The sequence below is a fragment of the Mesonia algae genome, assembly GCF_003253545.1.
Taxonomy (GTDB): domain Bacteria; phylum Bacteroidota; class Bacteroidia; order Flavobacteriales; family Flavobacteriaceae; genus Mesonia; species Mesonia algae.
Map to the genome: position 1 here is coordinate 319,353 of NZ_QKYV01000002.1, position 15,204 is coordinate 334,556.

The 15,204-nt window shown below is 30.9% G+C and carries 15 protein-coding genes; 7 read left to right on the top strand and 8 right to left on the bottom strand.

What is annotated here, in order from left to right; translation table 11 throughout:
- The first annotated feature begins 21 nt into the window (after positions 1–21).
- From LX95_RS04675 to LX95_RS04685, 3 genes are read left to right on the top strand one after another with little or no spacing between them, the layout of a single operon-like run.
- The gene (locus tag LX95_RS04675) at positions 22–414 is read left to right on the top strand and encodes a DoxX family protein (RefSeq protein WP_245924724.1); all 393 of its coding nucleotides are present in this window, start codon (positions 22–24) and stop codon (positions 412–414) included.
- Between the two features lie 10 nt (positions 415–424).
- On the top strand, positions 425–1,459 hold the full coding sequence (locus tag LX95_RS04680; RefSeq protein WP_111540276.1) for a sensor histidine kinase: 1,035 nt from the start codon (positions 425–427) through the stop codon (positions 1,457–1,459).
- A gap of 12 nt (positions 1,460–1,471) precedes the next feature.
- Positions 1,472–2,194, top strand: coding sequence for a LytR/AlgR family response regulator transcription factor (locus LX95_RS04685; RefSeq protein WP_111540277.1), 723 nt, complete (start codon positions 1,472–1,474; stop codon positions 2,192–2,194).
- A gap of 441 nt (positions 2,195–2,635) precedes the next feature.
- Here the strand turns inward: LX95_RS04685 and LX95_RS04690 are convergent, their stop codons facing one another.
- The 4 genes from LX95_RS04690 to LX95_RS04705 all read right to left on the bottom strand — a co-directional run bounded on the left by LX95_RS04690 (position 2,636) and on the right by LX95_RS04705 (position 8,193).
- Positions 2,636–3,565: a DUF302 domain-containing protein gene (locus LX95_RS04690; RefSeq protein WP_111540278.1), complete on the bottom strand. Its 930-nt coding sequence runs from the start codon at positions 3,563–3,565 to the stop codon at positions 2,636–2,638.
- A gap of 1,012 nt (positions 3,566–4,577) precedes the next feature.
- Positions 4,578–6,347 (bottom strand): hypothetical protein, encoded by a 1,770-nt coding sequence (locus LX95_RS04695; protein ID WP_111540279.1) that lies wholly within the window; start codon positions 6,345–6,347, stop codon positions 4,578–4,580.
- Positions 6,332–7,018 (bottom strand): hypothetical protein, encoded by a 687-nt coding sequence (locus tag LX95_RS04700; RefSeq protein ID WP_111540280.1) that lies wholly within the window; start codon positions 7,016–7,018, stop codon positions 6,332–6,334. Before LX95_RS04700 ends, LX95_RS04695 begins: the two co-directional genes overlap by 16 nt.
- Before the next feature lie 623 nt (positions 7,019–7,641).
- The gene (locus LX95_RS04705; protein ID WP_111540281.1) at positions 7,642–8,193 is read right to left on the bottom strand and encodes a DUF4251 domain-containing protein; all 552 of its coding nucleotides are present in this window, start codon (positions 8,191–8,193) and stop codon (positions 7,642–7,644) included.
- Positions 8,194–8,441: 248 nt separating this feature from the next.
- On the opposite strand from LX95_RS04705, the gene LX95_RS04710 reads away from it, so the two are divergent.
- Positions 8,442–9,647, top strand: coding sequence for a multidrug effflux MFS transporter (locus LX95_RS04710; RefSeq protein WP_111540282.1), 1,206 nt, complete (start codon positions 8,442–8,444; stop codon positions 9,645–9,647).
- 67 nt (positions 9,648–9,714) lie between these two features.
- Here the strand turns inward: LX95_RS04710 and LX95_RS04715 are convergent, their stop codons facing one another.
- Complete coding sequence (locus LX95_RS04715; protein WP_146240739.1) at positions 9,715–10,374, bottom strand: hypothetical protein; 660 nt, start codon at positions 10,372–10,374, stop codon at positions 9,715–9,717.
- Between the two features lie 170 nt (positions 10,375–10,544).
- On the opposite strand from LX95_RS04715, the gene LX95_RS04720 reads away from it, so the two are divergent.
- On the top strand, positions 10,545–11,369 hold the full coding sequence (locus tag LX95_RS04720; RefSeq protein ID WP_111540284.1) for an OmpA/MotB family protein: 825 nt from the start codon (positions 10,545–10,547) through the stop codon (positions 11,367–11,369).
- A gap of 83 nt (positions 11,370–11,452) precedes the next feature.
- Here the strand turns inward: LX95_RS04720 and LX95_RS14570 are convergent, their stop codons facing one another.
- Positions 11,453–11,605 (bottom strand): hypothetical protein, encoded by a 153-nt coding sequence (locus tag LX95_RS14570; protein WP_170116581.1) that lies wholly within the window; start codon positions 11,603–11,605, stop codon positions 11,453–11,455.
- 210 nt (positions 11,606–11,815) lie between these two features.
- Here LX95_RS14570 and LX95_RS04725 point away from each other — a divergent pair, with 210 nt between their 5' ends.
- Entirely contained in the window at positions 11,816–12,244 is a 429-nt protein-coding gene (locus LX95_RS04725) for an FKBP-type peptidyl-prolyl cis-trans isomerase (RefSeq protein WP_111540285.1), read from the top strand.
- 161 nt (positions 12,245–12,405) lie between these two features.
- On the top strand, positions 12,406–13,272 hold the full coding sequence (locus LX95_RS04730; protein ID WP_111540286.1) for a sigma-70 family RNA polymerase sigma factor: 867 nt from the start codon (positions 12,406–12,408) through the stop codon (positions 13,270–13,272).
- A gap of 136 nt (positions 13,273–13,408) precedes the next feature.
- Here LX95_RS04730 and LX95_RS04735 read toward each other — a convergent pair whose 3' ends face one another.
- A complete protein-coding gene (locus tag LX95_RS04735; protein WP_111540287.1) occupies positions 13,409–14,359 on the bottom strand; it encodes an aldo/keto reductase in 951 nt (316 codons plus the stop codon).
- Positions 14,360–14,363: 4 nt separating this feature from the next.
- Positions 14,364–15,092: an SDR family oxidoreductase gene (locus tag LX95_RS04740; protein ID WP_111540398.1), complete on the bottom strand. Its 729-nt coding sequence runs from the start codon at positions 15,090–15,092 to the stop codon at positions 14,364–14,366.
- Positions 15,093–15,204: the final 112 nt, after the last annotated feature.

Below are 15,204 nucleotides of genomic sequence, written 5' to 3' on the forward strand. Positions count from 1 at the left end.
AGAAGAAGTAAAACAATTAAAATGAACATAGACATAGGATTATTAATCTTAAGCATAACAGTTGCAGGATTAATGTTATTTTACGGAATAGCTAAATTAAATGCCTTAGACAGAATTAAAAGCCTGCTTTCTGCCAATGGATTTCCAGAGTTTATGGCCTATGGTGTTTTTATAACAGAAATCATAGCCCCCCTCCTTATTGGTTTTAGAGCTAAATTTGCTTCCTTGGTATTTTTCTTCGGAATGTTATCTGCCATGTTTTTAACTCACGCTGGAGAGTTATTCTCTATCACAAAAACTGGTGGAGTAGAAATAGAGCTTATTTTGTTATATGCACTTGGAGCAGTAGTTTTTGTTCTTTACAGAATCAGGAAAATTCGCGGTATCAAAGTCAAATACTTGAGATTAATTTAAAAATAGTACAATGTATAGAAATAAGAAAATAACAATCTTTTCTCATGTATTTGCATGGCTTGTATTCTTGTCTATGCCTTATTTGTTGTCTTATGGACAAGAGCAAGATATAAATAGAATTATTGGACATTTTTGGATACCTATTGCCTTTTATGCTGTTAATTTCTATACCAATTATTTTATTTTAATTGATAAGTTCTTATTTGCAAACAAAATAGTTCTGTTTATTGTAATAAACATAGCATTAATAGCATTAAGCGTATCATTAAAAGAATTTTTTGAATATTTATTTTTTGAAGATACTTTAAAAAGATCCATTAAGAATAAAGAAAGTGGACCTCCAATTAATATGTTTATCTATGTACAAATGCTATCGTATATGGTGCCACTTTTATTTTCAATAACAATAAAGACTACCAAAAGATGGGTAAAAACAGAATCGGAACGTAAAGAAGCTATCAACTTTAAATTACAATCGGAGTTGCAACATTTACATTATCAATTACAACCACATTTCTTTTTTAATTCCTTAAATAATATATATGCCTTGGTAGATATTTCACCAGATCAGGCAAAATCGTCAATCCATAGTTTAAGTAAGTTGATGCGTTATATGTTGTATGATACTAGTGAAGAAACGGTTTCTCTTTCTAAAGAAATTGATTTTATGAAAAAGTATATCGAATTAATGAAGCTTCGAGTTTCAGATAAAACAAAAATAACCTATACTTTTCCTTCAGAAGAAACAGAAATAAGAATAGCGCCATTATTGTTTATATCTTTAATAGAAAATGCTTTTAAGCACGGAGTTTCAGCAAACAAAGAAAGTGAGATTAATTTACAAATGAGTGTGGAAGAAAAAATTGTAAAATTTACCATTGAAAATAACAACCTCCCTAAAAAGACCGATGATAAAAGTGGTTCTGGAATTGGATTACCAAATATTGAAAAAAGGATAGCATTGCTATATCCAGATAAAAGTAAATTTAAAACCTTTGTCAAAGAAAAACGATTTATAGCCACACTAGAAATTGAAACTACTTAAAAAATGAGCAACATGAAAATTACCTGTGTTATTGTAGACGATGAACCTATGGCGCTTAATTTGGTAGAAAGTTATGTTGAAAAAACTCCTTTTTTAGTATTGAAACAAAAATGTAGTAGTGCTATTGAAGCTATGGAGTTTATTAAAAATGAACCTGTAGATCTATTATTTTTAGATATACAAATGCCAGATTTAACAGGTATTGAGTTTTCTAAAATGTTACCAAAAAATACGCGAGTGATTTTCACCACGGCTTTTGATCAATATGCGCTAGAAGGTTTTAAAGTAGAAGCCTTAGATTATTTACTAAAACCTTTTGATTATGCGGAATTTTTAGGAGCTGCCAATAAAGCCCATGCTTGGTTCGAATTAGTAAATGACCAACAAGAACAAAAGCTTTCTAAAAAGAAAGAATTTTTATTTGTAAAATCTGAATACAAACAATTACGAATTAAATTAGCTGATGTTTTATATTTTGAAGGCCTAAAAGATTACATTAAAATTTGGTTAAAAGACCAACCTAAACCCATCTTAACCTTGATGAGTTTAAAATCTTTAGAAGAAGATTTACCTAAATCTCAATTTATGAGAGTTCATCGTTCTTTTATTGTTTCTTTAGCTAATATTGAAGTTATCGAGCGCAGTCAAATTATCATCAACCAACAACGTATCACCATTTCTGAACATTATAAAGCTAATTTTTTTAATTATATCAATTCAAATTCTTTTAAGTAGGTTTTATTTTCGCTTTGGCAATCGCCTTTCCTTCATTTTTTATCGATGGTAACTTTGCTTTTGGTAAAACGGTAGTGGTTACTAAAGCTCATTGAAAAATCTATTCTAAAAGTTTCTTCTACAATATTAATGAAACCGCTTGCTGTTTACGAGCATCTATTTAATAAAATAATTAGGGCGAGTAAAGACTTTTTATGCGAAGCCGTAGGAGGGAAGCGCAAGATGTGTATAACGGGTTACTAATATTAAAAACTCTGTTTTACCTAACCCTGCTGTCAGGTTGCACTTATACATTATTTTAAGGATGCCAAAAGAAATGGGTAAGTAAAAATAAAAGTTTAAAAAATAAAAAAAGTATCCACAATTTCTAGAATGACTTTATTGTCGTTTCAAAAATTATGGATACTTTTTTTTAAACGTGTTCTGTGAACTATATATCTATTATTCTTCGCTGGCTCCAGCGGCAGAAATATTTTGTAAAGCTTCAGAAATGTTAACTAAAGAAGGATTATCACTACTAATATGGTGTCTTGTTGCAATATAAACCGGATCGTTATATAAAATTTTCACCTCTCCATTTACATCTTGATAGACAAGCATTTTTTGTGGTAAATCTAATGCGGTAATTTTAGATTCCGACATTAACGGGGTTCCTAAAGCAGGGTTTCCAAAGATGATAAGCTTTGTAGGCATTAAATTCATCTCCACCGTTTGCGCATTGGCTTGATGATCTAACTCAGCTACAATAGAAATGTTTTCTATACCCTCTAATGTACTAACAATGTTATTATAGGTGGTAACAAAATCATTATTGCTTGAAACGGAGATTACACCACGTGAATCTAAACTACCTTCGGCATTTAAAATAACGTCTTCTCCAGTGGCTGAATTTACTAGATTAGAAAGTGCGTTAGCAATTCCATCTGTAGTAGATACAGTCCCTAATTGATGTCTATTAATTATATATTCTATAGAATTATAAGCCACAACGGTATCTCCATCTTCATCTACATACACACTTATACGCTGAGGCAGATCTAAACCTGCTTCTATATTATCTTGCATTAATGGTGTTCCTAAGGCAGGATTACCAAAATAAACAGTGCGAGTGAAGCTTAATGATGACCCCGCGTTCTGCGCATTAGCCGCATGATCTACTTCTGCCACAATACTTATATTTTCATTGGCGTTTAGGGAAGATACAATGCTATTATATACCGATAACGGAGTTTTATTAGTTTCTACATAACCAATATTTTCTGTTTGAGGAGAGTTGTTTTCTTGGTTTTTATTCTTGGTATCATCACTATCACAAGCAGAACAAAATAATACTGCAATCAATAAGAACGAATAAAAGCTGAGCGTTTTCATAATATTTAATTTTTAGGTCAATTTAAAAAATATATATCCGCTTCTTTCGCTTATAACAAGATTTTAAGAAATGGAGTAGGGCGTAGTCACTTAGATTTAAAACGCTTAACAACTTTTCTAAAATTTTATTCTTATGAATTGATCCTGCTATAAAAGTTGATCATACTTTAACACGTTGGTAGAAATAAGGTTGAATAGAATACACAATGTTTTTAATCCTAAAGGGACTATAATCGCATGATATTAAATAGTACCAATTTGTATGATAATGTTTGGCGTGTTTCAAGTCTATGTTTTTTGTATTGAAAGGTAACTTTGCTTTGATAAAAGTGAAGTCATTAGGCTTAACCGTTATTTTTTTCTCCTAACTAATTCTTTTTTAAAAAAAATGCAATGGAATACTCATTTTACGAAGCGACGATAGGAGAATTTTAGCTAAACAGGAAAGATCGTAAATAAAAGGTCTTGAAGATCTTTTTAGCTAAGGAGGTAGTTGGCAAAATGGTGTTTACCTAAGAGCAATCTTAAAAAGATAAAACAACTAGAGTAGGGGGTATTAAAGATTACAATGGATCCTAAAATTTAAAAATCGCCCCGTATGTTGTTTCTAAAATTAACTGTAAGTGTTTAGTTTATGTTTAGTTCATGCATTAATATTTTTTTTGAGTGTAGTTCGTTAATCTCTTTAACTTGGTCTCTTGAAACTCCTATTCTCAAAATTTATACTCTTGTATCAAGTTTACAAAAAATCTGAAGCATTCTTGAGTTCCAATAATAATATAAAGTCTCGAAAAATCGTCTAGATTTTTTAAAACGTACATTTTATCGAATACGTGATTTTTATTAATATTAAAAAGGCTAGCTTTTATTTTAGCGTTAGCACGAAATGGATACTTACTCCTTAGATGTATATGAAGCTATCAAGTTTATATCAATTAAAAGTTATAACAAAAATGCTAATGATTTAGTATAAGGAATTTAATCCTGACTAAGAAGAAAGTTAAGGTAATCATTAATAATTAAATTTTAAGATAGTTCCAATACCAAATGTAACTGTGTATAAATCAGATAATTTATTTTCAAGGAAGGTTCCATACGAATAACTAACTTTTAACTCCATCGAAGTTTTATTTGAGTTATAGAGGTGATATTTAGCTCCTATTAATCCCTCTAGTGAAATTGTATTCATATTTTCACCTTCATTTTGTTTAAACTTGTAATTTCTCATAATAGTACTAACAAATGGATCGAATTTACCACCTGTAATTATAGTATAACTTAACCAACTTTTAAAATTTGAAGATAAGTTTATTATAAAATCCTTGTAGTACGCTTTATTAGAATTCAAAATACCATATGAAGCTCCAATTTCCAAATTTTTACTTATTAATAATCCCATTCCTATGTCAATAGACAGGAATAATTCTCCGGAATTAGCTTCACTATGATTTTGGTACAAGGCAACCCCCTCCTTTGTTTTAAGGGGTTGACCTTTACTCATCAAAGAAATTGGCCCAGAATCTAAATGAAGATTAAGTAAGCTTTGTCTTATTAAATTATGTGTGATTATTGTTGGCTTACTAACAACATTTTCTTCCCCAAGACTATATAAATAAATTTGATTTTTATTATTGATTTCTGAAAATGGAAACTTAGACTCAATTTCTATTTGAAATATACCATTTTCATTATATTTTTTTAAGAAAGCAAAGTTTATTTCATTTGGATTAATAAATCTTTCATTAATTTTTTCTTGCCTTGTAAATACAGTATTAAAATCTTGATATTCGTTTTTATTATTATTTAAAAAAGCTGTTCCTTTTTGTGTTAAGCTTGAATTATAATTTAATACACTCTGTATATGAATAGTACGAACTATGGAATCCAAAAGTTGAATCTTTTTTGGTCTATCAATAGTTAAGATTTTAAACAAAATTTCTTCTGAATAACTAACTCCATCATAAACTTTAAAGCCAATATTATATGATCCTGGATTATTAATTAATATTGATTGTTTGTCTTTACCATCTAAGAACTTTAATTTTTCAAATGTTTGGAAGGTTTTTTTTGAATCTGGTATATTTCTCCATTCGTACGTAATGAATTCACTATCATAATCACCTGAATTAGAACCATCAAATAGAATTTTTTCGTTCAAAGGTAATTTAACAATATCGCCATCGTTGATATATTTATTATAAATTTTTAGCCTAGCTTCAGGAGATTTATTTGAATGCAAAAAAAGTCTTTCTATTCCATTTTTTATTTTTTCTAAGTAATCATTTGACTTTGGGTTAACGAAAAAATTTTCTACCCCTATGACTTTATCTGTAACGTTAAATGAAACACTATTATTAGTGTTAACAGTTTTATATAACTGAAATTGAAATTCTATGAGTTCTCCTAAAGTATTAGTTTTAACAGATAAAAAATACTCATATTCCATAAGTATATTAAAAATTCTTTTCCTAATTATTTTTTCATGTATTGTATATTTTGAGTTTAAAGTTCTGTTTTCAGGTGTTATTGTTCTAATTAAATCACTCAATTCTGCTTGGTATTTATTATCTGATACAAAACGATTAAATGAATTAACCTTAAAAAAATATTTTTTATTACTCTCTTTATTAGTTAAGTCTTTAATGGTTGTTTCAATGAAAGGTTGTAAAAACATATCTCCCTCAGAATAAATCAATATTGAAATAGAATCATTAATAGTTTGACTAATTGTTATGTTACTAATAAATAAAATAACAATATATAATATTAGTTTTTTATGCATTGAATAATTCGATTAGAAAATATATAGATATTCTCATTGACAATTTTATTAATAATTTTTTGTATCTCATTGGAAATTGCCTTTTTTGAGTTTGGTCTCAATTTAGGAATTTTATAGTCATTATTTATATTACAAATAGTACCATTTATTAAAACTTCGATATTTCCACCAGTAAAAATGTATGAATCAATTCCTTCTGATAATATTAATATTTCACCAGTATGTGTTACTTCAATAGAATTATCTGAATTATTGGTAATTTTTATATTACTACCGCTTTCAATTTTCTTTTTTAATTCTTGACTGTTTTTTCCAATTAATTTATATGTTATAACTTTATTATCAATTACTTTTTGTTTACTTGTTTTGTCTATATAAATATTAGTAGTAGATAAGTCATTATTATTAATAGTAGTTGAGGAGGCATCTATAACATTATTATTTTTAGATGAGTCATTCACAATACGTGAATAATCATTCATTACTGTTGTAGTCTCTATTTTATCATTACTTTCTTTATCTTCTTCACCAGTAATTAAGCTAATTATGTCACTTAAATAAGTAAAAATTAATAGAAGCGACGCAATAGAACCAATAAGTACTTTCTTTTTTATTAAGATGTCTTCACCTATTTTAAACCATCTAGAAATAACTACTATTATTTTTTTCATAAAAAATTATTAGAATACTAAATTATAACATTTAGTAGAAATGACCTTATGGAACTTTTGTAAAACAACATTGCGTACATTTTCTTAACATTTGCCCGTATGTAACTTGAAATCGCAGATTAAGAAATTCATCTAAAAATATTAATTCATCTAAAAATATTATGGTCGTAAGAAATCGTTTAAATTTTTTACAACGGATATCTTATCGAATACGCGAATTTTAAACAAATTTAAATGGCTAGTTTTATAATGGTGGTAGCTATGCGGTTGGAATTTATTCGCTTGATTTATATTATGATACTAGGTTAGACTATAATGAAAAGATTAACCCATATTTAGGTTAAAATAGCTATGACATAATCACTAGTTATAGACCTAAAGGCGCTATTCACTATTTTATTTATAATTTATATTTGTACTATAATGAAACTCAAGTCGGAAAACGGCTGTTACATAAATGCTGATGATATAGAGCTAAAGGCGCTATATCTGCATCTATGTAAAATAGAACAGAAAAAGTTCTATTCACCGTTTTACTCGTATATTATATTTGTACTATAATTTATATTATGTAAAATAGAATATTTTAAAACTAACTTGTCTTTATCAATTATCACCCACTATTATTTTTCTTTGACAAATGCAGAAATTCTCCCATCATAACTAATAGTACTTCGTTGAGAACTGTAAACGTTTATGGTTGTGCTTTGGTTATCAAAAATCGCCAGCGTAAAATCTAAAACCTCATTGGCATTTTTTGCTTCAAACTTTATGGTGGTTCTGTTTTTAGCTTTTTGATAAACCGATGAATAATTTTTCATTTCCGCATTAACTTGAATCCCTCCAGATTGTGAACTTCTATGGCTAATCATATGTCGGGTTCCGTAATATGGTAAATGCACAAAAACACTATCGTTTTGAATACGTAAAAAATTAGGATTACTTATTAAATTAATACTACTGGCATTATTTCCAGCCCCAAAGATTGAAGAATCCAATTGATTGAGTCCGTTTGAAACTTGAGGATTAGCTCTATGAGATTCAATTTCAAATGCTTTGTTTTCGATCCAAGTATGCAGTTCTTTCCTTTGTTCTTTAGAAACCACGATTGAATCTGAGCTTTTACAATTCATTAAAAACAGCGTCATAAAGACTAAAAGGATAAAATTTTTCATTTTCTTTCTTTCAATTATTTTAGATATACTACTTCAAAAACCATTCTTAAAATAACATCAGTAAAATAAATTTATTTCTAAAGATAACATTATCAAAGCTTAAGAACGATTTATCTTGGGTAAATGTGAAGGTCTTTTTAACATGATCTCCTATATAAGTTACTTAGTTTCCAAAATATAAATGATAAAATGCCTAAAATCTATGATACTGGCTTAAGTATGAGGATGGGAAAACCTATTTTTGCCGAATGCAATTTACAAAAACCAAAATTTCCCAATTCGAATTTGTTGCGCTAATGGCAGCATTAATGTCGGTTACCGCTATTTCTATAGACGCATTATTACCTGCCTTAGATGTGATTGGTAAAGACATCAACACTCAGAATGCGGCAGACAATCAGTTATTGATTACCATGATATTTTTAGGTTTAGGGGTTGGTCCTCTCCTATTTGGTCCCTTATCTGATGCTTTAGGCCGAAAACCTTCGGTATATATTGGTTTGGTGCTTTTTACTATTGCTAGTTTTATGTGTGTAAATGCACAAAGTTTAGAGTTAATGATAGCGGGTAGAATCTTGCAAGGTATTGGTTTGGCAGCACCTAGAACAATTGTCGTGGCTATCATTCGAGATTTATATGAAGGAGATTATATGGCGCGTATTATGTCTTTTGTGACCGTGGTTTTTCTTTTGGTGCCTATTATTGCTCCAGCTTCGGGACAGCTCATTTTAGATCGCTATGAATGGGAAGTTATCTTTTATGTACAAATAGTAATAAGTGCAATAATTGCTCTTTGGTTTGCTCTACGACAGCGAGAAACCTTACTTCCGCCAAAGCGAATTCCGTTATCCGCTACTCGCATACTTGATGGTTTTAAAGAAACTTTAGGCTATAAAAAAACTTTGGGTTTTACTTTAATTTCGGGGTTTGTAGTAGGTTCATTTTTAGTTTATCTAAGCGCTTCTCAGCAAATCTTCCAAAATCAATATGGCTTAGAAGATGAGTTTCCCTATATATTTGCAGGTCTGGCTATCACCATTGGTATTTCAATCTTTTTAAATGCAACCTTTGTGGTACGCTTTGGGATGGAAAAATTGGTGACCGCTTCCCTACTCGGTTTTTTTGGTGTTTCCCTAGTATACCTTCTGTTATTTTACGGAACTCCGCAGCCCAATATTTTTATCTTGTTAGGATTTATATCCCTTCAATTTTTCTTTATAGGTTTTCTTTTCGGAAATATTAGAGCTTTAGCTATGGAACCTGTAGGACATATTGCAGGAATCGCCGCCGCTATCACGGGACTTATCTCTACTTTAATGGCGGTACCTATTAGTACTTTTATAGGTAGGTTTGTGGTGAATAGTACTCTACCTCTATTTATTGGTTTTTCTATTTGCGGAGCTTTATCGCTACTTATTTTACTCTACTTAAAAAAGAATCATCACTTAAAATAAATTTCTAAGACACGATAAATAATAGAGAGTTTTTATAAAGTTTGCTTACAGAAGCAGCTTAGAGGTTTTAGTCTTCCTTTTCTTTAACGATGATCATAGAAGCCTTAAAGCCTGTCGCTAAATTCCATATGTTTTTAGAAATAAGTCCGCCTAACTCATCATAGACTTTAAACTCTGCCGTGTTGGGGCCAGACATACCTTGATTAAGAGCCAGGATTTCGATCTTATTAAATCCTACTTCTAGATCTATATATACGTTGGTATAACTACCTAAAAGCGATATTTTTTCTACTTGTACTTTATCATTTACAATAATCTGAACCATATCACCATCTACCGCCATATGGTCTCTACAGACAATTTTTACAAACTTTCCGTTGTTTTTGAAGTCTCCAAAATATTGGTTTTTCTTAAACTCTTCAGGGGTCTTATCGCCTTCTTTTTTTGCTAAATATTTAGGATCAAACTTTTTAGTAGGATCTAAAAATTCTTCTTGATCGGTGATATCTAAACCTTCCTTATCGGAAGTAAGTCGGTCTTTCCTCCCCGAATAAAAAGAATTATTAGGTTTGCTAAGTCCGGGCGTAGATCTTGTAAAGCCTCCGCTATTGATGGTACTTCCGCCAAGGCGACCTCCAGTAGTACTGGTATTAGAATTATCTAACTGGGCATGAGAAATTCCGCAAAAGGCTAAAATTCCCAAAAGGCTGCATATATATTTTATCATTTCTTGATTTTTTTCTATTCTGATAAAGGTATTGTAAGTATTTGTAATACAAGAATCAAACCAAAATATTAAGATTTTCTAAACTCTTTTTAACAAAACAATAGGAACACTCATAAAACAAAACCTATTTCATGTGGTTAATATTGTCGTAACCAAAAATAAAGAAAACCATGAAAAGATTATTGACATTAACCGTAATTTCTGCGTCTTTATTGACGTCTTGTGTTTCGAAAAAGAAATACACAGAGTTAGAGACCGAATTAGACGACACTAAGAGTGTATTGATGAAGACTCGAGTGGACAAAGAAGATTGCGAAGAAAAGTATGCGAAAATTGAAGAACGCGTTTCTAATTATTACGCAAAAATCAACTCTCTACAAGATGAGAATGATGAAAAATTAGAAATGGTAGATAATATTGCTGCTATGTCTAACAAGAACAAAGAAGCTATGCGCAAGACGCTAAAAAATGTAGATCCTAGTTTATTAGCAGGTGCAAAAACATTAGGAGATTCTATTGATCTTGCGGTATCGCACAACTTAAAGAAATCTTTATCTGATGGAGATGAAGGTATTGAGATTGATGTCAACCAGACGGTGGTACAAATTACTGTATCTGACAAACTATTATTTAAAAGTGGTAGCTATTGGGTAAGCCCTAAAGCTCACAAATTATTAGGTAGAATTGCTGAAGTAGTGAACTCTGAGCCTGCTATGGAAGTGATGGTAGAAGGACATACCGATGCTCAAACACTTAAAAAAGAATCTTACATTGAAGATAACTGGGATTTAAGTGTAAGAAGAGCTACCTCTATTGTTCGTTTATTACAAGATAAGTTTGATGTAGATGGTAAAAAATTAATCGCAGCAGGTAGAAGTAGTTTTGTACCTCTTGCAGAAAATGATACTGCCGAAGGACGTGAAAGCAATCGTAGAACAAGAATTATAATTCTACCTAACTTAGACAAATTTTTAGCTATGCTAGAAGAGTCTTAAAAACTTATAGAGTAACCAACCACCTCTAACCAAAAAAAGGAGCTGAATTTTTCAGCTCCTTTTTTTTTGAATGCGTTTCTATATTAAAACCACTCAAAATAAATTCCAGAAATCGCTACCGCAGTAATCAATAAAATAAGGACCACAATGATAAATCCTGCTCCAAATTTGGTTTTCTTATTATCTTGTAAAATATAATCTTCTTTATTTTGACTTTTATTGGTCTCTGTACTCATATAAATTATTTGTTTAGTTAGTTATGTACAATATAAAGAAAGATTTGAAAGCAGTTTCTACAATTTTTGTTAAGATTTCTTTAAAGACTTGGGATTAATGCTGTAATATCTTGGTATTCAATAGAATTCTCATAGCTTTGCAAGCTTTAAGAGAAGATGAGTCTAAAAACTTCATTTTCAATAATCTATAAATTAGTAAAAAACAAATTTATGAGTCAAGTTAAAACGAACGACACGGTAAAAGTACATTACACAGGAAAGTTACAAGACGGTCAGGTATTTGATAGTTCTTTAGAAAGAGAGCCTATCGAATTTACTATCGGACAAGGACAAATTATACCTGGGTTTGAAAATGGACTTATCGATATGCAAGTGAACGAAAAAAAGACCATTGAAATTCCACATACAGAAGCTTACGGAGAAGTACAAAAAGAGCTTTTTCAAGAAGTACCTAAAAGCCAACTTCCTCAAGAAATTGAGCCACAAGTAGGAATGGGACTTGTTTCTAAAAATCCTGACGGAAGCGAAAGACAATTAAGAGTTGCTGAAGTTAAAGAAGAGTCTATTATCATTGATGCTAATCACCCATTAGCAGGAAAAGATCTTACTTTTGAATTAGAAGTTATGGAGATCAAGTAATTTCTTACTAAGTATTACGACTAAAACGCAGGTTATTGTTTTTAATAGCCTGCGTTTTATATTATTACATAAAATGTATTTATATTGAAAATAATTTGTTTTATTGATTTTTTTATCGTATAATAAAACTTATTAGAAATCACAAACATAAGTAGAGATATATGAGGCAACTTAAAATTACCAAACAGGTTACTAATCGTGAATCAAAATCGTTAGATAAATACCTACAAGACATCAGTAAAGTAGATTTAATTACTGCTGAAGAAGAGGTAGAATTAGCACAGCGTATTAGAGAAGGTGACCAACGAGCATTAGAAAAACTAACTAATGCCAATTTAAGGTTTGTTGTTTCGGTAGCAAAACAATATCAAAATCAAGGTTTAAAACTACCCGATTTAATTAATGAAGGGAATGTAGGTTTAGTAAAAGCTGCAAAACGTTTTGATGAAACCAGAGGTTTTAAATTTATTTCTTATGCTGTTTGGTGGATTAGACAATCTATTTTACAAGCCTTAGCAGAACAGTCTCGTGTAGTTCGCTTACCGCTGAATAAAATTGGAGTGATTAATAAAATCAATAAAACTTTTTCTCATCTAGAACAGAGTTTACAGCGCCCTCCTTCGGCTGAAGAAATTGCAAAAGAATTAGATATGCCTACGGGACAAGTGAAAACAGCATTGAAAAATTCTGGAAGACACTTATCTATGGATGCACCATTTAAAGAAGGAGAAAATGACTCTAATTTATATGATGTTTTAAGTTCGGGAGAATCCCCTACTCCAGATGATAACTTAATGCAAGATTCTTTAAGCATTGAGATTAATAGAGCTTTAGATACACTTTCTACAAGAGAAGCCGATGTTATTCGCCTTAATTACGGAATAGGAAATCAACCTGCGATGACCTTACAAGAAATTGGGGATACTTTCGATTTAAGTAGAGAACGTGTAAGACAAATTAGAGAAAAAGGAATTAGAAGATTGAAACATCAATCTAAAAATAAAATTCTCAAAAAATATTTAGGTTAAACATAACCTACTTAGTAAAGAAAAAGGCTGCTTAGAATTATCTAGCAGCCTTTTTTTAATTCATAATTTTAAATTCCAAAGCAATAACGTCTCATAAATATTTAAAATATCTTAGATTAACTCTATTGGCTTTAGTTTACATTTTACTTACTTCATCTAATTTTCCCATTTCCTCAAAAGAAAGTTTCATCTCTATTGCCTCTGTAAAATTTGCTAGATGTTTAGATTTCGTAGCACTTGCGATGGGAGCGGTTACAATATCTTTTTGCATTAACCAACGCAAAGCAACTGCAGCATTATCTACTTGGTGTTCTTCAGAAATTTGATCTAATACATTTAAAATTTCTAATCCCCTCCTATTTAGATAGTCTTTTACGAAACCCTTTCGAGAAGAATCTTCCATATCTTTCTCACTTCGGTATTTACCCGTTAAAAAGCCGCTTGCTAAAGAAAAGTAAGGCGTAACTCCCAACTCATAAGTTTTACAAAGAGGAGCTAAATCTTCTTCAAATTGCTTTCGAGACATTAAATTATATTCGGGTTGAAAAACTTGATATTTGGGCAGATTTTTTTCCGCGGAAGCGTCTAAAGATTCTTTTAAACGATTCGCCGATAAGTTAGATGCACCAATTACTCTCACTTTTCCCTCTTTTATAAGTTGTTGATAAGCCTCAAGCGTTTCCTCTACTGGCGTTTTATCATCATCCCAATGGGTAAAATACAAATCTATATAGTCGGTTTGCAGTCTTTTTAAAGAATCTTCTACCTTATCTAAAATGTAATTTTTAGAAATATTGCGAGATCCTTTCCCCATATCGGCGCCTACCTTAGTGGCCAGAGTTATTTTATCTCTATTTTTTCTTTCTTTTAGCCACTTTCCTATAACACGTTCAGACTCTCCGCCTTCATTACCGTCTACCCAACGAGAATATACATCGGCCGTGTCGATCATCGTAATTCCGCGATCTAACATTTCATCTAAAATTCTAAACGATTCCTTTTCATCGAGTGTCCACCCAAAGACATTACCTCCAAAAATAATAGGAGAAGCTTTTAGGTTAGACGTTCCTAATTGTAAAGATTTCATATTTTTATTTTTGTGGAGGTCTAGAAGGTCTAATTTCTACTTTACTAGGTAAACTCCTCTTATTCATTTTAAACAAATCAACTACCAATTCCCCAATGTCTTCTTTTTGTATCTTCCAAGCTTCATCACTTTCTTCTTGATGTGGATCGTGCCCATTAAAATGAGTAGAAACAGATCCTGGCATTATGGTAGATACACTTACCCCATCGTTTCTTAAATCGAGCATCATAGCTTGTGTAAAACCAGTAACTCCAAATTTACTCGCATTATAAGCAGCTCCGCCAGCAAAGAAATTGGTTCCTGCCAAACTAGAAATGCTAATAAAATATCCTTGGGTATCTTTTAAAGCTTCTACGCTCGCTTTCGCGGAATAAAAAACTCCCGTTAAATTGGTATCAATAGTTTCTCTCCAATCGTGATCTGTTAAACTGGTAATGCTACCAAAATGTCCGATTCCCGCATTGGCAATCACATAATCCAACTGGCCGAATTTTTCGATTGTATGGCGTACTGCTTCCTCTTGATCAACTAGATTTCTAACATCTGCTTTGATACCTAAAGCCTTTGCGTTAGTATTTTTTTCTAATTCTGCAGCAGCGCTTTCAGCATTGGTTAATGACCTACTTGTTATGGCTACATTAACTCCAGCTTTCATTAATGCTTCGGCTACACCGTAACCAATTCCTTTACTTCCACCCGTAATGAGTGCAGTTTTATTGTTTAAGTTTTGCATGATTTTGTTTTTTGAAAAATAAAGATAAAAAGAAGTATGCATAATTTTAAAGGATTGAAGGGCTTTTACATCACTTTAACGCATAAAATAACTTCTTGTTAATCTTACTATA